This window comes from Paenibacillus sp. JNUCC 34 (genome assembly GCF_058269055.1).
On sequence record NZ_CM177770.1, the window covers coordinates 801,193 to 821,602 of the forward strand.

Consider the following 20,410-nt stretch of genomic DNA (forward strand, 5'->3'; position numbering starts at 1 on the left):
TATCGATTCGATTGCTCCCTGCATCTATGTGCCGGGGGTTTTCTTTATATCCAATAACTCATCCGAAAGCGGATACGGAAATGGGATTATGACATGTATTGATTGGGTTTCTCCATGTTTTTTGGGCTGTAGGGCGGTTATAGTTAGATCAAGCGTGAGGCCAGAACCTTAGGAGGAATCATTCATGTCTAAAATAACGTTTATTGGTGCGGGCAGCACCGTATTTGTCAAAAATGTGCTAGGTGACGTGATGGCAACACCTGCATTGCAAGGCTTTGAGCTTGCATTGTTTGATATTGATCCCGAGCGTCTTCAGGATTCGGAGCGGCTGCTTAACAGCATGAAGAATACACTTGGCAGCACCTGTGTTATCAAGGCATATTCAGACCGCAAGGAAGCGCTGAGAGGGGCCAAATATGTAATTAATGCAATTCAGGTGGGCGGTTATGATCCTTGTACGATTACGGATTTTGAAATTCCGAAGAAATACGGTCTGCGTCAGACGATTGCCGATACAGTTGGCATTGGCGGGATATTTCGCAACCTGCGTACGATTCCGGTTATGCTTGATTTTGCAAGGGATATACAGGAGGTTTGTCCGGATGCATGGTTCCTTAACTATACGAATCCGATGGCAGTTCTAACGAATGTCATGAATACTGCAGGCGGCGTTAAGACGGTAGGGTTATGCCATAGCGTTCAGGTCTGTGTGGACGGATTGTTTCAATCGCTCGGCATGGATCAGACCGGTGTAGAGTCCAAAATTGCCGGGATTAACCATATGGCCTGGCTGCTAGAAGTCAAAAAGGATGGAATCGATCTGTATCCAGAAATTAAACGCCGTGCAGCTGAGAAACAGAAAGAACAGCATTGGGATATGGTCCGTTATGAGCTGATGTTTCGCTTCGGTTATTATGTGACTGAATCCTCCGAACATAACGCAGAATATCACCCGTACTTTATTAAGCGCAGCTATCCGGAATTGATCGAGAAGTACAATATTCCACTGGATGAGTATCCACGCCGCTGTATTAACCAGATTAACGGTTGGAAGGAAATGCGCGGGAAACTGTTTGAAAGCCAGAGTATCGAGCATTCGCGTTCCAAGGAATATGCTTCCTACATTATGGAGGCGATGGAGACGAACATTCCGTTCAAAATCGGCGGCAATGTCATGAACACTGGGTTGATTACGAACCTGCCGAAGGAAGCCTGTGTAGAAGTGCCTTGTCTCGTAGACTCGTCGGGTGTTACGCCTACGTACGTGGGGGATCTGCCTCCGCAGCTCGCTGCGCTGAACCGAACCAATATCAATACTCAGCTACTCACCGTCGAGGCGGCCATCACCGGCAAAAAAGAACATATCTATCACGCTGCTATGCTTGATCCGCATACAGCAGCCGAATTGTCTCTCGACGATATCGTGGGGCTTTGCGACGAATTGATCGAAGCGCACGGCAACTGGCTGCCTTCATTTAAATAAACGGAACATAATACGAAATACCATAAAGAGACTCTCCCTTTCCGCAATGGTTGCGGGAATAGGGAGAGTCTTTTTATGTTCGAAAACTTATGTCTGACTAAGATAAGAAGCAGGCGTTCATAATATGTTTAACTGATTTTAGGAAGAGAGGGATTTGATGAAAGTTGAGCTTGGCCGTTGTCTGTTGAACGAAGTGCTGTTGAAGGCTGAAATGACGACGGTAGACCTTTCCCGAAAACTGCTGTACAAACCTGAACGATTGTCCGACTATATCGATAATAAGAGGGTGATGCCGCTGAAGGTTGCTTTATCGATCGCAGATACGACTGACTGCCGTGTGGAAGAACTATACGAAATCATTCCGGTAAAAACCCATAAAAATTAAATGATTTTCTCTTGGCATGATTCTGGGCGACATGCTATAATGCTCGTAATTAGTAAAGGGGAGTAGCTCTACAACAAAGTCGTCATTACGTGACAACGCATGTCTCCGGCTTTGTTGGCAACGAAAGTTGTTTGCGAGACCTTTGCCGTATTCGGTAAAGGTATCTATTCCTGCTTCATATTTACGGGTAAATACCTTTATCGCCGACTTTTCGGGGTAAGGGTATTTTTTTGTTTCCCTTGATCTGAAAAGAGCGGACTATCACATAGAAGGGAAGGATGCTGTTGAACACGGGACTGTTACTGGAGTACGGATGGGTTCTTTTGGTGTTAATTGGTTTGGAGGGGATTCTTGCAGCGGATAATGCGCTAGTTATGTCGATCATGGTTAAACATCTGCCGGAAGAGCGGAGAAAGAAGGCTTTATTTTACGGATTAGCTGGTGCATTTGTGTTTCGTTTTACCTCCCTCTTTATTATCTCGTATTTGGCGGATGTTTGGTACGTTCAGGCATTGGGGGCAGCTTACCTACTGTATATCAGTATCAATCATATCGTGAAGCAGTTCTTTGTGAAGAAGAAGATTCACATGAAAGAGGCTACGAAAAAAGAAGAGAATTTTTGGGTCACCGTACTTAAAGTAGAGCTAGCGGATATCGCCTTTGCGGTTGACGCCATCTTGGCAGCCGTTGCGCTTGCGCTGACCTTGCCGGAAACGAGTTTGCCGCAAATCGGTGGAATGGATGGCGGACAGTTCCTTGTTATTTTAGCTGGCGGGATCATTGGACTTATTATTATGCGTTTTGCTGCAACATACTTTAGCAAGCTTCTCGTCCGAAGACCTGGTCTGGAAACAGCAGCATTCATGATTGTCGGTTGGGTTGGGATAAAGCTGGCCGTATATACGCTGGCACATCCTGACATCGCAATGATTGATAAGGGTTTTCCGAAAAGTACAGGCTGGAAGCTCATTTTCTGGGGGGTTCTGATCCTGATCGCTGTCCTCGGCTGGTTCTTGTCTAAGGACAAAAGCGAGCTTACGAAGACAGAACAAAAGCAGTTGGAATAATGACTTGTCGCTGCATAACCTGTAAGAGTATAGGAAATATTTTTTATAGGCGTGTGCTTATTGTGGTTACTACAATAGAGGAGTAGAATGTTAGTATCAGGCAACACCTTTTTAGAAGTGAACCAGCCTTATTGGCCGATGTATTCGGAATAGGCAAGCGCCTGTTCGAAGCACGCTAGCCATTAAGGCTTTTTTGAGCTTTTATATGAGAAAAATAAGGATGGGAGTGCAATCATGATCATCATTAAAACGGAAGAACAAATTGCAAAAATGAATAAAGCTGGGCAACTGCTTGCCGAGTGCCACCGGCAAATCGCCGGAATGATTAAGCCCGGAGTTACAACTATGGAAATCGACCAGTTTGTCGAAAAATTCCTTAAACAACATGGAGCGCATCCTGAGCAGAAGGGTTACCATGGTTATCCGTTTGCTACATGCGCGTCGGTAAACGACGTCATTTGTCATGGATTTCCAAGTGATGTGCCTTTGAAGGACGGAGATATCGTTACCATTGATATGGTCGTTAAACTGGATGACTGGTTGGCGGATTCCGCCTGGTCTTACGCTGTCGGAAACGTCTCCGAAGAAGCACAACATCTGCTAGACGTAACCAAAAAAGCACTTTACCTCGGCATTGAGCAGGCTGTTATCGGGAATCGGATTGGAGATATCTCACATGCAATCCAGTCGTATGCTGAATCGGAGAACTTGTCTGTAGTACGGAATTTTGTCGGCCACGCGATCGGTCAGGATATGCATGAAGAACCTCAGGTCCCTCACTATGGACCTCCTCACCGCGGTCCTCGCTTGAAAGAGGGAATGGTCATTACGATTGAGCCGATGCTCAATATCGGTTCCTATGGCTGCAAGATCGATCCGGATGGCTGGACTGCCCGGACGGTTGACGGAAAATGGTCAGCGCAGTATGAGCATACGCTAGCTATTACCAAGGATGGCCCGTTGATCCTTACGGAACAGGATGCTTAATCACTTTTCAGTGGCTTATAATCGTTAAATTTTTTAAAATATAAATCAAGTATAAGTTTTGACTTATACTTGACTTATATTTCACGTATGAAGGGACAAAGAACATGACGATTAAAAAAGCTTTAACGGTTGCCGGTTCGGATACAAGCGGTGGTGCTGGTATCCAGGCAGACTTGAAAACATTTCAGGAATTTGATGTTTACGGCATGACGGCACTGACTACTATCGTGTGCATGGAGCCGGAAACGTGGAATCATCAGGTATTCCCAGTGGCTCTGGATATTGTGGAAACACAACTCAAGACGGTGATTGAAGGAATCGGAATTGACGCTATGAAGACGGGCATGCTCGGTTCCGTTGAGATTATTGAGCTTGTCTCACAGTATATTGACCGTTATGACCTGAAACGGGTCGTTATCGATCCCGTGATGGTATGCAAGGGCACCGATGAAGTGCTTCAACCAGAGAACACGGAAGCGATGATTGAGTTCCTGCTGCCGCGGGCGGATCTGGTAACACCGAACCTGTTCGAAGCTTCGCAGCTCGCGAAATCCGGTCCGATCAAGACTCTGGAACAAATGCAGGAAGCTGCAGCAGTGATCCACAGCAAGGGAGCCAAGAACGTCCTGATTAAAGACAGAGGAAAGATCCAGGAAGGCAAAGCAATGGATCTTCTGTATGACGGCAAAAACTTTGAGTGGTTTGAAGCGGATGCTATCGTTACGCAATTCACGCATGGTGCGGGCTGCACCTCCTCCGCGTCAGTAACAGCCGGTCTTGCCAAAGGGCTTACCGTTCGGGATTCAGTTCAGCAAGCTAAGGTATTTATTACTCAAGCCATTTCAAACGGCTTCCAATTGAACGAATTTGTTGGTCCAACACGTCACTCCGCACACCGGAGTAGCTTATAGATAACGGTAGAAGCCGACGGTTTATCATTGGACTACGATAACGAAACAAAGGCCTTTCTTTATGAAAGGCTTTTGTTTTTTTGTGCAGTTTTGTGCATATATATACTTGTACAACGAAGGGCAACTGCTGATTCATTCGTAATTGAGATGTTAGGCGCCCTCATCCATCATTATGTGATATACTTCAAGTTAAGGGTCTTCTAGAGAATTGAGAAAATGTTTAGGGGTTGAGATATGTTTCAGGATGTTCTGGATTTTTTAATGAAGTTTGGTCCATGGGGATTGTTTATTCATTCATTTTTGGATGCTGTAATCTTTCCGATTCCTGCGTTCTTTCTACAAGTTTCTTTAAGTATTGTTCACCCGTCAACTGCCCTATGGCTGGCAACTTACGGCTTTATCGGCTGTCTGCTCGGTACGCCTGTCGGTTATCTAATCGGTAAATTGCTAGGCAAATCAGTACTTTACAAAATATTAAAAAAAGAGTGGATTGACGCTGCTACTGACCGATTTCAAAAAAACGGCGAGGCTGCTATTTTGGTCGGTTCGTTTACGCCGATACCATTCAAAGTGTTTACGATTCTGTCTGGCTGTCTGAATTTTCCGCTATGGCGCCTTATGGTTTACGCTGCAATAGGCAGAGCGACAAAATTTTATGTCGTGGGAATACTGTTCTACTTATACGGAAATGCAGCTGAAGGCATGGTGAAGAACGTATCCCTTTATATATTCATCATAGCAGTTCCATTACTGCTGCTCGGTGTGTACTGGAACCGGAGACGTAAACGCAAACGTAATGAAGTTCTTCAGTCTGAGACGAAGACTGAGAAACCCGTCCTTGAAGCTAAAGTCCCAGATCAACAAACTCCATCAGCATAATGAACACATAAAATCACAGTTGATTTTTAAGCTGAATTAGTGATAATTTAGCATACAAAAACGCTTGGACAAATTTCCAAGCGTTTTTGGCTTATATTTATTTGTTTAACTTCCAGATTGCATTTTATAGTTCCTCAAAATCATACCATTTGCCTTCGTCATAATACAAAAGACAGGAGAGAGCCTGGGTTGGCATCTCCTGTCTCAGAGAAGGTAAATTATCGTTGCTACGAAGCCCGACTAACCAGTCTTTCCGAATCTGAAAATTTTTCCTCTATCTTTGGTGTCCGTCACAGGTTGGAAGGTTGAAGTAGAGGATAACGATGAGTTCACCAAATTATTCAAATAACCATCAAGAGGGCCCCGATATATTTCATTCAATTGCGGTGAATTGGAGAAATCCTCTGGCGTGACGAGGTGCGGAGGTTTATTAACCAGATGCAGTCCGGCTTGCTCAAAGACAGTCGCTACGAAGTGGGAACAGAAGTAGGCATCATCGCGATCGATATGAATTCTAAATAGGATACCCAGCAGTCCAAGCAGGTTGTACTTATACCGATCCTGATCGTGCATCATTTCTTTGACCAGGTTGTACATATGCTGGTAATCTTCACAGCTGACACGGCAGCGGTAAACAGCGCATTCTGATGTGCGGAAGAAAGGTGCTCTAAGATTCTCGCGGACCAAACCTCCATCGAACGGATTGTTCGCTTGTTTACGACCGAAGCTGTAAACTTCATGCAGATCGGAATCAAACGCGATAGAAGCGTGATTCAGCGGGGCATTCGTAAAGCATCGGATCATCCTGCTGAACCAGGTGCCTGTGCCTGTAAGCACAATCCAAATATTTTGTTCCGTATACATACTCGCAAACTCCTTTGTTAACGGTCCATACCTGTACTCATATATATGCTTGCTCCTTTCACAATAAACGAAAAGAGCGTGCTATTCAAGTTAAAAAAAACCATTTTCTTTCAAATCAGTTATTATACCACTTATTTAAAATGAGCTCTCAGAAGAGCGACGAAAAGGTGAAGAGAGCTAATTAAACGGCGTTTATTGGAGAGGTTGTTCAAAAAGTCCGCTTTTGATCACGAAGTGAATCAGGAAGTGGGCTCGGCATCGAATCTTGAATTCAGCCGGCCCTTCCGGTGCTCACGTACCCAAAACGTACGCTCCGCTCCTCAGTCCCTAGCTTCTTCCAACCTTCTCGGTGCTGAAAACCGACCTTTTTGAACACGCACTGGAAGAGATAATCTCTCAAGAACAGATGATTTTCTTAAAAAATCTCCGCTACTGCAACACGTTGAAGGAGAACGGAATCCCAATCTAGAATTGTATGTACAATAATTGTACAACGAGAGACTGGGGGAACTTCAGACGATGATTAATGGCAAAAGCCTATGCAGCGATCTCATGATTCAGGCTATAGAGAGGGCACCGATCGGAACGTTATTTCTTAATTCCGAAGGATACATCATAAATGTTAATCCTTTCGCATGTTTACTTGTGGGATGCGAAGCTGATGAGCTTATGAATCGCTCCATTCATGACTGGATCCATCCGGATGATGCTTTGTTGGTTCATTCCCGCCTCACTGAGCTGTTAAAGGGAGATCAGCATACCAATCAGGTTGAGCTAAGGATGCTTCATAAATTGGGTCATATGCTATGGGTGTCTTCCACATTGTCTGCGGTAAAAGATGACGAAGGAAGAATCCTCGGATTTGTGGTGCATTTAATCGATCTGACGGCGCAGAAGAGAGCTTATCATTACGCAGAGGAAGTGACGATTCAATCTGACAAGCTGTCGATGGCAGGACAGCTGGCAGCTGGTATAGCTCATGAAATCCGAAATCCGATGACATCTATCAAGGGCTTTGTTCAGCTTATGCGTTCAGGCTCAGGAAGTAAAGAGGAGTATTTTGACATTATATCCTCCGAAATTGAACGTATCGAGCTGATCCTCGGGGAACTGCTGTTATTAGCTAAGCCCCAGGGTATCAAATATGAGCGGAAAGATATTCGGCTTCTGCTTGAACAGGTTCTAACCCTCCTTAATACACAGGCCATCCTCAACAATGTAGAGATTATCACGGGATTTGGCCCGGAACCGGCTTATGTGAAATGTGATGAAAATCAAATGAAACAGGTGTTCATAAATTTTATTAAGAATGCAGTGGAATCCATGCCGGGTGGGGGAAAACTTACAATTCATATCGAATGCAGCGGTATAGATCAGCTTGTCATTGTTTTTGTGGACGAGGGCTGCGGCATTCCTGAATCTATTTTATCCCGCCTGGGTGAACCGTTTTATACGACAAAAGAAAAAGGAACCGGTCTTGGCTTTATGATCAGTAAAAAAATGATCGAGGATCACTTCGGTCAAGTTGTTGTATTCAGTAAGCCCAATGAGGGAACAACGATAAAGGTTACACTACCGCTTGCACATACGGCAAATGAACACGTAACTGACATGTTCTGACGTTTTAGGTTTAATAAAACTCTTGACCAGATGTATCCTTAATCCTAAATTATAGAAAGATACAGGAAGAAGGAGGGCTGTTCATGAGTCATACTCACTTGATGAACGATCCCAAACGGCGTAAGCTGCTGTTCAGCGCCGGCCTCAGCTGGATGTTTGATGCTATGGACGTCGGCATGATCTCATTTATTGTAGCTGCACTGGCTACAGAATGGTCGCTTAGCTCACAGCAGATTGGTTTGCTTACAAGCACCACTTCCATCGGAATGGTGTTTGGTGCTGCACTTGCAGGCTTTTTGGCGGATAAGTACGGCCGGAAGAATGTTTTACTGTGGACACTGCTTATTTTCTCAGCAGCAAGTGGTTTATCCGCACTCGCCACAGGTTTTGTTATGCTCTGTATTTTTCGATTTATTGCAGGTTTCGGGCTGGGAGGTGAACTGCCAGTAGCTTCGACTCTTGTGTCTGAAAGTATGCCGGTGGAAGACCGCGGCAGAGCGGTTGTACTGCTCGAAAGTTTCTGGGCCGCGGGATGGATTTTGTCAGCGTTGATCGCTTACTTTATCATTCCGGATTATGGATGGAAGATGGCATTTGTCATTGGAGCTTTACCTGCGTTTTACGCGCTATACTTACGGAAAGCGATTGAAGATCCCCCGAGGTATCTCCAGCAAAAGAGCGCCCGCAAGCTGACATTCATTCAACGTGTACAATCCGTCTGGTCTCAGGAACACCGTAAAACGACTATCATGTTATGGCTTCTCTGGTTTACGGTTGTATTCTCTTACTATGGAATGTTCCTTTGGCTACCAACCGTCATGCTGGACAAAGGCTTTAGCCTGGTCAAAAGCTTTCAGTATGTGTTGATTATGACATTTGCACAGCTACCCGGATATTTCACAGCTGCTTACTTCATTGAAAAGTTTGGTCGAAAATTTGTGCTTGTTACATACTTAATTTGTACGGCTCTTAGTGCCATATGGTTCGGTTATGCTGATTCCGTTGGCACTCTGATGGCTGCAGGCATTAGCCTCTCTTTCTTTAATTTGGGTGCCTGGGGTGGATTGTACGCGTATACTCCAGAATTGTACCCGACGCGCGTACGCTCCACTGGAGTCGGGCTGGCAACATCCTTCGGACGTATCGGCGGTGTGATCGCACCTCTGCTGGTCGGTTTCCTGAAGGGCGGAGGCACAAGTATTGAATCGATTTTTATCATGTTTTTTATTACGATTTTGATCGGGGCATTCGGCGTAATGCTGCTAGGTAAGGAGACAAAGGGGCAGGAGTTAGCTGATTAGCGAATAACCGAACCGGAGATTAGGAGAATAACCTAACAAGAGGGGCGGCCTCAAGGTCATGGATTAAACCTTGAGGCCGCCCCTCTTTGTGTGATGGTATTTTGTTATACCTCCATGATGGAAGGCATAATGAATGGACTTCGTCCCAATTCTCTTTTGAAATAGCGGTTCAGTGTTGTTGTGGTGATCTGTTCCCAGGCTGCACGGTCATATTCCCGCTGATCACCTGCCTTATTGAGATGCTTACGCAACATAGCCTCAGCACGGCGCAGCAGCGGCTTGGAATCCTGCATGTATACAAAACCGCGGGTGATCAATTCAGGTCCGGCAAGCAGCTTACGTGTTTCACGGTTGATCGTAATTGCAACAATGACAACACCGTCATGCGCGAGCTGAACTCGTTCCTCTAGTAGTTCTTTTTCATGGGTGCGAAGTTCGCCATTGTTGATATACACGTCCCCGGAAGGGATATTTCGGCCTTTGCGGGCTCCGTTCCGGTACAAGGACAGCGTGTTGCCGATATTTAGAAGATACACATGATTTTCCGGTACACCGACCTGCATGGCCAGTTGACGGTGATTCAGCATCATCCGGTATTCACCGTGAATAGGTACAAAATACTTTGGACGCAAGCTGCTGAGCATCAGCTTCAGATCTTCCCGGCATCCGTGCCCAGACGTATGGATGTCCAGTATGGAGCCGTAACGTACATCTGCACCAGCACGCATCAGCAGATCGATGCTGCGATTGACGTTCTGCGTGTTGCCCGGAATCGGTGAAGATGAGAAGATGACGGTATCGTCAGGATGAATTTGAATGGAACGGTGTGCTCCCGAGGCAATTCGGGTAAGCGCAGCATTCGGCTCTCCCTGACTGCCGGTACAGATGATCAAAACCTGCTCATCACGGTATCGATTAACGGCTTTGACGTCAATTATCATACCGTCCGGAACACGAATATAGCCAAGCTCCTGTCCGATGACAAATACCTTTTCCATACTGCGTCCGACAATAGCGATTTTACGGTTCGTGCGGATCGCAGCATCCACAACTTGCTGCAGCCGATGAACATTGGAGGCAAAGGTTGCGAATAATATCCGGCCAGGGCATTCTTGAAACTGCTTAAGTATGGAATCGCCTACAGTTCGTTCAGAAGGGGTGAAGCCTTCACGCTCACTGTTTGTACTGTCCGCAAGCAGAGCCAGTACACCTCTCTGACCGATGCTCATAATTTTGTGAATATCGGCGGGTTTATCCTCCGGTGTAAAGTCGAACTTAAAGTCTCCAGTATGTACGACCGGCCCATAAGGTGTCTCGACCACGATGCCAAAAGCATCGGGAATACTGTGCGTTGTCCGGAAGAAATGGACGGAAAGATGCTTGAAAGAGATAGTCTCGCTTTCATGGAAAATACGCAAATCGCTTTGATCCAGTAACCGGTGCTCTTCCAGCTTGGCACGTACAAGACCTATCGTTAGCGGGCCGCCGTATATCGGCATCTGAATCTGGCGTAGTACATAAGGGATTGCCCCAATATGGTCTTCATGGCCATGCGTGAGAAACAGTCCTTTGATCTTGCTCTTATTCTCAATCAGGTAGCGGATATCCGGAATAATATAATCTACGCCGCTCATTTCAGCGTCCGGAAATTTAAGACCGGCATCAATAATAATAATTTCATTTTTAAACTCAACACCGTACATATTCTTGCCGATTTCACCAAGACCTCCGAGCGAAAATATGCGTACAGGAGGTGACGATGGCTTAGGTTTTTTGGAAGGAACCGTCTGGATCTTTTCTGTTAGAAGGGGTTTAGACATAATGTAGAAGTATTCCTCTCTATGGTAATTAAGGGCAGTGCCCGGATATATGTGATTTAATGATAAGTACCTCTAACTAAGATATCAGAAAGTACAAACTTATTGAAACGTATTTCTAAAATACAGCCCGGACAAAAGGTTAATTTAGCACAAACAGACGAAGGACAGTCACCCATTTTCCTCTTTTTTATAATCTGTAGGAAGAGGAGGGCTGCCCATGATAAAGCCGTTGAAGATTGAAGATATTCTTCTGGTACCGGAAAATCATAACACCTGGCAGCTGGATGCCATAAATAAATGGACGGCAAAAATGACGGACCGCGAATCCAAGTTCCCCTGTATTCCGGCTGTTCAAGGATATGCTTTTAATCATCTGAGGTACGGATTTGTTCAACAAGCTGAAGATTTCGCCGCAGCGGAGCAACTGGCCGCTCTACTGCAGAACTATGGTGAGCAATCTAGAGTGTTCGGTCAGTATACTTCACTGGTCGTATTTATTCACAGTAAAGCTGAGCCGTACCGAAAGGACGGTGTAGAGTATTACGAACGATTATTTTGGTCTATTTTGAGCCGTACTACAGCGATGGATCGTAAACCATGGCCTGCTCATTTACCGGATGATCCATCAGATCATCTTTGGGAATTTTGCTATGACGGTGAACCTTATTTTGTATACTGCGGAACACCCGCTCACAAGCTTAGACGGAGCCGCAGCTTTCCTTACATGGTCCTCGCCTTTACGCCGCGATGGGTCCTTGAGAAGTTTAATTCGGCACCGCTTCAGATGGAGAAGACGAAACAGATGATCCGAAGACGGCTCTACGCTTATGACCCTGCATCTCCACATCCGGATTTGAAGATGTATGGGGCGGAAGACAATTATGAGTGGAGACAATATTTTTTACGTGACAGTGGCAATTCGCTGTCATCATGTCCATTCATGCGTATGTATCCTAATTATGAGAGCAAGACGTAATTCTATAAAATCAATCGTCAGCTGGTTACTAAATAATCATTGGAAGGTGCCCTTCAGCATTTGGAGTGGCGCCTTTTTTGACTGGCTAGATATTTGAAGAAGGGCTAAGGTGATCGGGTGTCTGTACAATTTTGCCCCCGAATTAGCAAATCTTATCCTTGTTGTTCCAAATTTTACCGAGTTACACTGAAACTGAACTTATTTAAGTTTAACACTTTTATGGGGAGGTGTGGAGGAAGAAAGTTTAAAAGAGGGCTTAGGAGTCTTTTTATTTTAATATGTGAAGGAGAGATGAAATGACGAACAAACAGACGATAAAAATGAAAGCGCTTCTTTTGGGGTTGATTGTAATGCTGCTGCTGAGTGTGTTCCCTGCATCCCAGTCAGCAGCAGCGTCAGCCTGTACTGATCCAGCCTGGAGCAGCACAGGTATCTATACCGAAGGAAATATAGTCTCCGACAACGAGCATGCATGGAAAGCGAGATGGTGGACACAGGGCGAAGCGCCTGGCTCTGGAGGGTCGTGGGGAGCGTGGCAGGACCTGGGAGCTTGTGATACCGGAACACCTCCAGTAGATCCTCCAGTAGATCCACCGATAGACCCACCGATAGACCCACCGATAGACCCACCGGTAAATCCGGTTCTAGGTGACCGAATGTATGTAGTTTATGCCAGCTCATGGAATACAAGCATTTATGATCTGAGTACAGCGAACATACCAGATTATATAACGCATTTAAATCTTGCTTTTGTGAGACCGGATACGACGTATGCCCAAGGCTCTTATGCATTTGACCAGGAGATTGCTGGATTGGAATTTTACGAAGGTGCTACGACGCCTAATGGACAGAAGAAGTTTACAGCCGAGCAGTCACAGGATCTCCGCAATAATATTGCTGCTCTGAAAGCTCGCGGAATGAAGGTATTTCTGTCTGTGGGTGGATGGTCATACAGCCAAGGTACGCAGTGGTCTCGTTTCAACGTTAAAAATATCGTGGATCTGGCACAGGATCTCGGGGCGTCTGGAGTAGATATCGATTGGGAGTCCAGCAGTAGTAACTGCAACAAGCAAGTAGACAGCCAGTTCAGCTGCAGTAAGGACGGAGAAATCGCAGGCATCATTACAAGTCTAGATCAAGAGATTAATACTCGAAATTCCAATCTGCAAATTTCTATCGCGGGTTGGTCAACAGGAGCTTATTATGTGAAAGGAACACCATTTGAAGAAGGAAAAGTACAGTGGGGTTCACCATTTGGAGGAACCATGTACAGGGTCGTGAAGGATCATGGCAGCAAGATCGATTTTATCAACCTGATGTCTTACGACGGCGGTCAATATTTTGATCCGCGGGAAGGATATGAATCCTACCGTGCCATTTATAACGGGCCGATCAATATGGGGATGCAAATCGCTCCGGAAGGCTCCGGCGGTAACGTCCTGAAGCTGAATGCAGAACCGGGTACAGTATATGATGCAGAAATGCTGACAGGACAGAACAATATCGCAACCCGGTATTATAATGTAGAAACACTGGTTCAATATATTAAGAACAAGGGAAGAGCTAATGACGGATTCATGCTGTGGCAGCTGTGGAAACAGCGTGTTCATCAACCTGCCCCGACGGGAGCAGCAACAGAGAACAGTGCCGGCCAATATGTATGCAGCAATCTGCCTCTTAATGGCAACTGCAGCCAGAGCATTCCGGTTTTACCGAAATTATAATTTTTTCGAAATTCAGAAGGTGTGCAATTCATATGTCCGAATCCGACATCTATAGCGATGTCGGATATTTTGTGTTCTGGGTTCTGGGCATTTCATGTTTAAATAACCAAAACAGTCGGCAAACCGGCAGGGAGGTCCCTGCTGGCTTACCGGCTGCTATTGTATATGGACATTATTTATTATTGAGGCATTATGGTATATGCACCCCGTCCGGTTTGCAGCGTTACCTGATGATCTTCAACGTTTGTTGAGGATAGACCGTCCACAGCAATGGTAAAGGTGCTGTCTGGGAGGGGGGCCTCATGACCGTCTGTTATGACAACTCCGCTTCCGTGAAGCAGAAGTGCTTTACAAGCAACGTAGTCATCAATTGAACAATTATCGCCATCTCTGTACCCGATAAATTCTAGCATCAGGCGAACCTGATCCAGATCATCCTGCTCGCGTTTTTGGATAAGTATATTTTGATTTGAATGTGACTGTAGCCATTTTGATACGTCTTCCAGCGGATGTTTCATGCTCCTACACCTTCCTTCTGTACAAAATAGTTGTACTTGTAGTCATTACCCAAAACCGTCCTGCTTATTTCAAAAGTTCTGCGGGGAAGGAATGGAGAGCTGCAAGGGTTAGAATTTGTTGCCCTGAAAAATATGATAACATTAAAAAAGCGTTCATTATTAGTGCGTGTTCAAAAAGGTCGGTTTTCAGCGCCGAAGCATATGCTTCCGATGTGCGTTTTTTCAAAACGCTTGAGTTGGATGAAGCTAGGGACTGAGGAGCGGAGCTGCACGTTTTCGTAGAAAACGTCTTCGGAAGCATCAGCTGTTTTGGGTACGTGAGCACCTAAAATGTTTCCGAAGGAAACATACTTCGGAAGCATCCACTTAGGACCGGCTGAATTCAAGATTCGATGCCGAGCCCACTTCCTGATTCACTTCGTGTTAGATATAGAATTTATAAGTTATCTTGCTACGCTGATGAAATTCTATATCGCAAGAAAACCAACCTTTGAATCGCGGTCGCTCATCCTTGAATGGCCTCGTTAGAGGTTTTCTTATCAAAAGCGGGCTTTTTGAACAACCTCTATTAATAATCAACGGATATCATTGTCCTGATGGTCCGTTTTATATACAATCGTCACGCCAAGATGTCGATAGGTTTCTTCGGTATAGTGGTGATCTGGACAGTGCTTGGTCAGCGACATGTTGTCATGATGCGAAACCAGTTTTTGTTCGCATTCGGGACATCTGTCTTGGAACAGGGATTTTAATTTGCTGAACAAATGATATGCACCTCCGGTTTTCCGATGTATTTACTTGGTTTTATTATAATTCATAGTTTATCGTTCGTACAGTATTAAAGTTGCCCAAATATTTAAAAAATTACGAATGGAGATCGGTCATCATGGTTATACAGCATGTCATTATGGTTTTAATCGGCCTGGTAGGGTCATTTTTCTCCGGGCTGCTCGGAATAGGCGGTGCTATTATTAACTTTCCATTGCTGCTATATGTACCGGAGTGGCTTGGATTTACAGGTTTCACCCCTAAAGAGGTTGCTTCAATCAGCATGCTGCAGGTGTTTTTCGCTTCACTGTCAGGCGTAATTTCTAATCGTTTAAGCGCCAAGGGAGGAACCACACTTGTCCACAAAAAGCTTGTCATTCAGATGGGCCTGAGCACATTGATAGGTAGTTTGATCGGCAGTGTATCTTCTTTATACCTCAACAGCGAAACGATTAATGTGGTCTACGGATTCCTTGCGGTTATAGCCGTTTTCATGATGGTAATCCCCACTAAAGCTTCATCAGAAAACACGCCCGTTTCACAAGTAACCTATAACACGCTGCTCGCTGTGATCTCAGCCTTCCTAGTGGGTATTGTCTCAGGCATTGTGGGGGCCGGCGGAGCCTTCATTCTTATTCCGATTATGCTGACCCTGCTCAAAATCCCAACGAGAATCACGATAGCCTCTTCACTCGCCATTGTGTTTCTGTCAGCAGTTGGCGGTGTAATTGGTAAAATAGCAGCAGGTGGCATACCGCTATGGCCGGCAGTATTTGCGGTAATTGGCAGTCTGCTTGGCGCTCCGCTCGGTGCCTATCTAAGTCGGAGATTGAACGTCAGGATACTGCGCTATGCGCTGGTTGTTCTAATCGCAGTAACGGCCGTGAAAATATGGATGGATATTTTGATATAACTGCAAGGGTAATGGATAAATGAACAAGGAGGATATTAGGATGAAGAAAAACCGTGTGGGTTCATCGGATTTATATGTAGGTGAAATCGGGCTGGGCTGTATGTCTTTAGGTACCGAAGAAAAACAAGCTGTGCGTCTCATTCACGAGGCACTGGAGCTGGGGATCAATCTGCTGGATACCGCCGATCTGTATGATGCCGGGATGAATGAAGAATTGGTCGGGAAAGCCATTAAGGGGCGGCGTCAAGATATTATTATCGCCACAAAAGTCGGAAACCGCCGTATGTCTGGCCAAGAGGGCTGGGCTTGGGATCCATCGAAGGAGTATATCAAGTCAGCAGTGAAAGACAGTATGCGCCGGCTTGGGACAGACTATATCGATTTGTATCAACTGCATGGTGGGACATTGGACGATCCGATCGACGAGACGATTGAAGCTTTTGAGGAGTTGAAAAAAGAAGGGTGGATCCGTCACTATGGAATATCATCGATTCGCCCAAATGTCATCCGGGAATATGTGAAGCGTTCGAATATTGTTAGCGTCATGATGCAGTACAGTATTTTGGACCGGCGGCCGGAGGAGGAGGTCTTGCCATTGCTTGCAGAGCATGGAATTTCCGTCATTGTCCGAGGACCGCTAGCCAAAGGGATCCTGAGTGATCGAAGCGAAGCGAAAGCGGAAGAAGGCTACCTCGACTATACGAAAGAAGAACTGCTCGATGTAACAAGACAAGTGGATAAGGAGTTTACTTCCTCTCACGATCTGTCTCATACAGCGATCCGTTACGCTCTTTCGCATCCCGTAGTAGCATGCGCTATCCCGGGAGCAAGCTCAGTGGAGCAGCTGCGGCATAATGCTGCAGCAGGGGAAACGGAGCAATTGACGCCTCAGGAGATTCAGAGAATTCAGGTTATTAGCCGTGCGAATCGGTATGAGCAGCACCACTGATCATTACGATAGAAAATTTATCTCTGGTAAAAGATATAAATGCAAACTTTTTTTTGTTCATTTCGTTTCCACAATAAGAACCGCGCGGACTTATTTTATTTTTGAAGTTATGAAAGGGCATTGTACATGATTACGATTGAGCATTTATCCAAAACCTACCGAAAAGGCGCATGGGCGCTTCTGGACGTTTCACTTACATTTGATAAAGGCATGACGGGTCTTCTCGGGCCCAACGGTGCAGGTAAAACGACGCTGATGCGTATTTTGGCCGCACTGATGACGCCTACTTCAGGACAAGTGATGATAAATGGAATTCCACTTGGGAGACCGGAAGAAATCCGCAGAATGGTTGGATATCTTCCACAGTTTTTTCACATTTATCCACAGATGACCGGTCGTGATTATCTTGACTATGTCGGTGTAATGAAAGGAATCACAGATAAAGCGGTGCGACGTAAGGAAATTTCAAAGCTTTTGGAAATGGTCAATATGCAAGAAAAAGCGGACAAAAAAGTCCGTACTTATTCGGGAGGCATGAAGCAGCGTATCGGCATTGCTCAGGCTCTGCTTGGTTCCCCGGATGTGCTCATCGTGGATGAGCCTACGGCGGGGCTGGACCCACAAGAACGGGTCCGGTTCCGCAATCTGCTAACCCGGTTCAGTATAAACCGGACGGTACTGCTGTCGACACATATAGTGGCCGACATTGAGAGCAACTGCCGCCGGGTTGCTGTGATGAATCAAGGCTGCCTGTTGATGACAGGGGATTTGGCTGAGCTTCAGGCATGCGGAGATGGATACGTATGGGAGGCGGTATTAAGCCCTGTACAATTTGCTAGGATTGATCCAGCCCTCATCGTGTCAACCCGTACTGTTCCGGAAGGGACGGTGTGCAGAATGACAGGAGACAGACCGCCGATGAATGACGCGATTCCGGTTGAACCTACCCTGGAAGATGGTTATTTGGCGCTGCTGCGGAGGGATCGTAATGAATAAATGGCTGAAGCAGTTTGTGCTTGAACTCCGACTGGTTTTCGGCAACCCTCTGTTTGTGCTGTTCCCTGTCATCTATGCCGTTATATTTCTGTTATTCGCTCTGGGAGCAGGAGATTATGCCAATCCCAAAATATATAACATGCTATATCAGTATTATTCCTTCGCTCATACCATATCGCTTGGACCGGCGATGCTGCTTGGTATCCTGACAGTCCGCCGTGATATTAGGCGGCCTTCCTATGAATGGAACCGCAGTTTGCCGGTTTCCTTTGGGATGCTGTTGTCGTCCAAATATATTGTAGGCATCATTTACATGTCGCTATTTACACTGTCGGCATCCTTCATCTTTTATATGATTTCGATAGGGGCTGGAGTAGATAGTAGCGTCGTCATGCGGCATACCATGAATATTGTGGTTCAATCGGAGATATCTTACCTGGTCACTTTTGCGCTTGCGATGCTACTTGGTGTTTGTATACCGAACCGGGTGGTGTACTTGATCGGATTTTGTGCTTGGATGTTCGGCACCTTTTTCATGGATATTTTTCTTATTGAACAACTTAGGCTTTTACCGCTCAAAACCTTTCATCTTAACCAGTTCTTTGTGACAAACAATCTGCTTGGGGATGAGACCTGGGGATATGAATTGTTCAGGGGAGAACTCTTCAGTTCCTGGCTGTTCGTCTTAGCTTTCACGCTTCTATTGTTGGTGGTCAGTCTTCTACTGCTGAACCGTACTCGGCCTACGATGAACATCAAATGGTGCTGGCTGGCAGCGGTAGGCGCTGCGGTACTGAGTGTTGCGGCCTTTGTTCCATACGGCTCCATTTGGCAGGAACGTTATGCAAGTATTAATGAGAAATTGAATGATTCTACGATCCGATTATCTGAGACGGATTTTTCAAAAGACGTAAGGTTAAACATATCTAAATATGACATAACCCTAAAGCGAAGACCAGATAATCTGCTACAATTCCAAGTCAAGCTGGAGGTCCCAACGGAAGAATGGTCGGGGAAATCTTCATTTCCGCTTACACTTCACCGAAACTTTCAAGTGAATAAGGTCCTTGTTCAGGGAATGGACACACCCTACCAACGTCAAGGGGAACGTTTGAATGTTGAGATTCCGAATGAAGCAGCTGATAAGCTCCAGATCGAAGTGTTTTATGCCGGGAATATAAAGGATTTCCTATCGGACTATAACAGAGAAAGGTATCCTGTTTTCAGTGTAGGAAGTGAAGTTTATCTTCCGAGATATATGGCTTGGTATCCGCTTCCTGGACATCAAGATGTGTATGTGAAGACTGAAGATCCGGCAAATCGGATTCATACCGGTAACAGGTATTCAGGCATGTATTTTCCACCCGCAGAAATGAAACTTACCGTTGAGGGATATTCGGTTCCACTGTATACCGGAATGCCGGAGATTGAACGAGAGGTAGGATATCAGCAATTTGAAGGTAAGGGTGTGATGGGCCTTACTCTGCTCGGGAGTGAAAGCTGGATTGAACTGAAGGAGGAAGGTTTACCTGTTACCTTAGTAACAACGCATTATAACCGGGAGAATGCACAGATACAGCTGGCGGAATTAAAAGAAAAGTATGATTACTTTACACAATGGATTCCTGAATTAAAGCCTGTCTCTACACAGATTATGTATTTTGGAACGAGTGCAGAGAGCCTGCAGGATGAAAGCGGCAAGGTGGACAATGGATTAATCCTTGCTTCACGAACTTCTTTTTACGATTCGGGAAGCGGTCTGCCGGGGGAATGGATGAATGCCATGCTCTTTGGGGGTCAAGAAGGACTTCAAATGTATTCAGGGGAAGATGTAGAGGAAGATGTTCGCGGAAGAATCAGCAGTCTGTTCTGGTATTTATATTACCGGGAAGCGCAAGGTGTAAGTGACGAAGAGTTGATGGACCAATATGGTTGGGCAAGATCCATTCAGATGTTAACGATGAAAGATACGGATTATGATCCAAAAGGTATTGGCCGTAAGATGCTGAGGCAGGTTTCGAAAGCGCTGAATAGAGGAAAGGAAGCTGAAGTTAAAGAGCTTCTGCAACATTTTTATGAACAGGGAATCAGCCAGCCGGGTAGACGAGACGATTATTTCCTTAAAGAGCAGCCAATTTCTTATAAAGAATGGAGGCAGGAATGGAATCAGGTCGTGCGAAGTCATAACCACGAATAATAGAAGTAATGATATGGGAAAAAGAAAGCATATTAACACGGAAAGGGGGAGT

At 45.5% G+C, this 20,410-nt stretch carries 18 protein-coding genes; 14 read left to right on the forward strand and 4 right to left on the reverse strand.

What is annotated here, in order from left to right:
• Window positions 1-184 precede the first annotated feature (184 nt).
• The 6 genes from AC2TF5_RS03525 (at window position 185) to AC2TF5_RS03550 (ending at window position 5,712) form a co-directional block, all read left to right on the forward strand.
• Window positions 185-1,483 (forward strand): alpha-glucosidase/alpha-galactosidase, encoded by a 1,299-nt coding sequence (locus AC2TF5_RS03525; RefSeq protein WP_491300890.1) that lies wholly within the window; start codon window positions 185-187, stop codon window positions 1,481-1,483.
• A gap of 157 nt (window positions 1,484-1,640) precedes the next feature.
• The gene (locus AC2TF5_RS03530; RefSeq protein ID WP_491302796.1) at window positions 1,641-1,868 is read left to right on the forward strand and encodes a helix-turn-helix domain-containing protein; all 228 of its coding nucleotides are present in this window, start codon (window positions 1,641-1,643) and stop codon (window positions 1,866-1,868) included.
• A gap of 284 nt (window positions 1,869-2,152) precedes the next feature.
• Complete coding sequence (locus AC2TF5_RS03535) at window positions 2,153-2,935, forward strand: TerC family protein (protein ID WP_491302797.1); 783 nt, start codon at window positions 2,153-2,155, stop codon at window positions 2,933-2,935.
• A 234-nt stretch (window positions 2,936-3,169) separates the two neighbouring features.
• Complete coding sequence (gene map, locus AC2TF5_RS03540) at window positions 3,170-3,922, forward strand: type I methionyl aminopeptidase (RefSeq protein ID WP_491300891.1); 753 nt, start codon at window positions 3,170-3,172, stop codon at window positions 3,920-3,922.
• A gap of 104 nt (window positions 3,923-4,026) precedes the next feature.
• Complete coding sequence (pdxK, locus tag AC2TF5_RS03545; protein WP_491300892.1) at window positions 4,027-4,833, forward strand: pyridoxine/pyridoxal/pyridoxamine kinase; 807 nt, start codon at window positions 4,027-4,029, stop codon at window positions 4,831-4,833.
• Between the two features lie 234 nt (window positions 4,834-5,067).
• Window positions 5,068-5,712 (forward strand): YqaA family protein, encoded by a 645-nt coding sequence (locus AC2TF5_RS03550; protein WP_491300893.1) that lies wholly within the window; start codon window positions 5,068-5,070, stop codon window positions 5,710-5,712.
• A 240-nt stretch (window positions 5,713-5,952) separates the two neighbouring features.
• Here the strand turns inward: AC2TF5_RS03550 and AC2TF5_RS03555 are convergent, their stop codons facing one another.
• A complete protein-coding gene (locus AC2TF5_RS03555; protein WP_208917721.1) occupies window positions 5,953-6,576 on the reverse strand; it encodes a hypothetical protein in 624 nt (207 codons plus the stop codon).
• A gap of 519 nt (window positions 6,577-7,095) precedes the next feature.
• Between AC2TF5_RS03555 and AC2TF5_RS03560 the strand changes: the two genes are divergently transcribed.
• Together AC2TF5_RS03560 and AC2TF5_RS03565 are read left to right on the forward strand one after the other, a co-directional pair.
• Complete coding sequence (locus tag AC2TF5_RS03560; protein ID WP_491300894.1) at window positions 7,096-8,196, forward strand: ATP-binding protein; 1,101 nt, start codon at window positions 7,096-7,098, stop codon at window positions 8,194-8,196.
• A gap of 83 nt (window positions 8,197-8,279) precedes the next feature.
• Window positions 8,280-9,497, forward strand: a complete 1,218-nt coding sequence (locus tag AC2TF5_RS03565) for an MFS transporter (RefSeq protein ID WP_491300895.1) — start codon at window positions 8,280-8,282, stop codon at window positions 9,495-9,497.
• A gap of 104 nt (window positions 9,498-9,601) precedes the next feature.
• On the opposite strand, the gene rnjA is transcribed toward AC2TF5_RS03565, so the two are convergent.
• Window positions 9,602-11,317 (reverse strand): ribonuclease J1, encoded by a 1,716-nt coding sequence (rnjA, locus tag AC2TF5_RS03570; protein WP_491300896.1) that lies wholly within the window; start codon window positions 11,315-11,317, stop codon window positions 9,602-9,604.
• A gap of 217 nt (window positions 11,318-11,534) precedes the next feature.
• On the opposite strand from rnjA, the gene AC2TF5_RS03575 reads away from it, so the two are divergent.
• Window positions 11,535-12,293: a YqcI/YcgG family protein gene (locus tag AC2TF5_RS03575; RefSeq protein ID WP_491300897.1), complete on the forward strand. Its 759-nt coding sequence runs from the start codon at window positions 11,535-11,537 to the stop codon at window positions 12,291-12,293.
• Window positions 12,294-12,589: 296 nt separating this feature from the next.
• A complete protein-coding gene (locus AC2TF5_RS03580) occupies window positions 12,590-14,017 on the forward strand; it encodes a glycosyl hydrolase family 18 protein (RefSeq protein WP_491300898.1) in 1,428 nt (475 codons plus the stop codon).
• A gap of 179 nt (window positions 14,018-14,196) precedes the next feature.
• Here the strand turns inward: AC2TF5_RS03580 and ymzB are convergent, their stop codons facing one another.
• Window positions 14,197-14,535 (reverse strand): protein YmzB, encoded by a 339-nt coding sequence (ymzB, locus tag AC2TF5_RS03585; protein ID WP_491300899.1) that lies wholly within the window; start codon window positions 14,533-14,535, stop codon window positions 14,197-14,199.
• A gap of 575 nt (window positions 14,536-15,110) precedes the next feature.
• The gene (locus AC2TF5_RS03590; protein ID WP_491300900.1) at window positions 15,111-15,299 is read right to left on the reverse strand and encodes a hypothetical protein; all 189 of its coding nucleotides are present in this window, start codon (window positions 15,297-15,299) and stop codon (window positions 15,111-15,113) included.
• A gap of 122 nt (window positions 15,300-15,421) precedes the next feature.
• On the opposite strand from AC2TF5_RS03590, the gene AC2TF5_RS03595 reads away from it, so the two are divergent.
• The 4 genes from AC2TF5_RS03595 (at window position 15,422) to AC2TF5_RS03610 (ending at window position 20,358) form a co-directional block, all read left to right on the forward strand.
• Entirely contained in the window at window positions 15,422-16,216 is a 795-nt protein-coding gene (locus AC2TF5_RS03595; RefSeq protein WP_491300901.1) for a sulfite exporter TauE/SafE family protein, read from the forward strand.
• 40 nt (window positions 16,217-16,256) lie between these two features.
• A complete protein-coding gene (locus AC2TF5_RS03600; RefSeq protein ID WP_491300902.1) occupies window positions 16,257-17,165 on the forward strand; it encodes an aldo/keto reductase in 909 nt (302 codons plus the stop codon).
• Window positions 17,166-17,291: 126 nt separating this feature from the next.
• Entirely contained in the window at window positions 17,292-18,161 is an 870-nt protein-coding gene (locus AC2TF5_RS03605) for an ABC transporter ATP-binding protein (protein ID WP_491300903.1), read from the forward strand.
• Window positions 18,154-20,358, forward strand: coding sequence for an ABC transporter permease (locus tag AC2TF5_RS03610; RefSeq protein WP_491300904.1), 2,205 nt, complete (start codon window positions 18,154-18,156; stop codon window positions 20,356-20,358). Before AC2TF5_RS03605 ends, AC2TF5_RS03610 begins: the two co-directional genes overlap by 8 nt.
• Window positions 20,359-20,410: the final 52 nt, after the last annotated feature.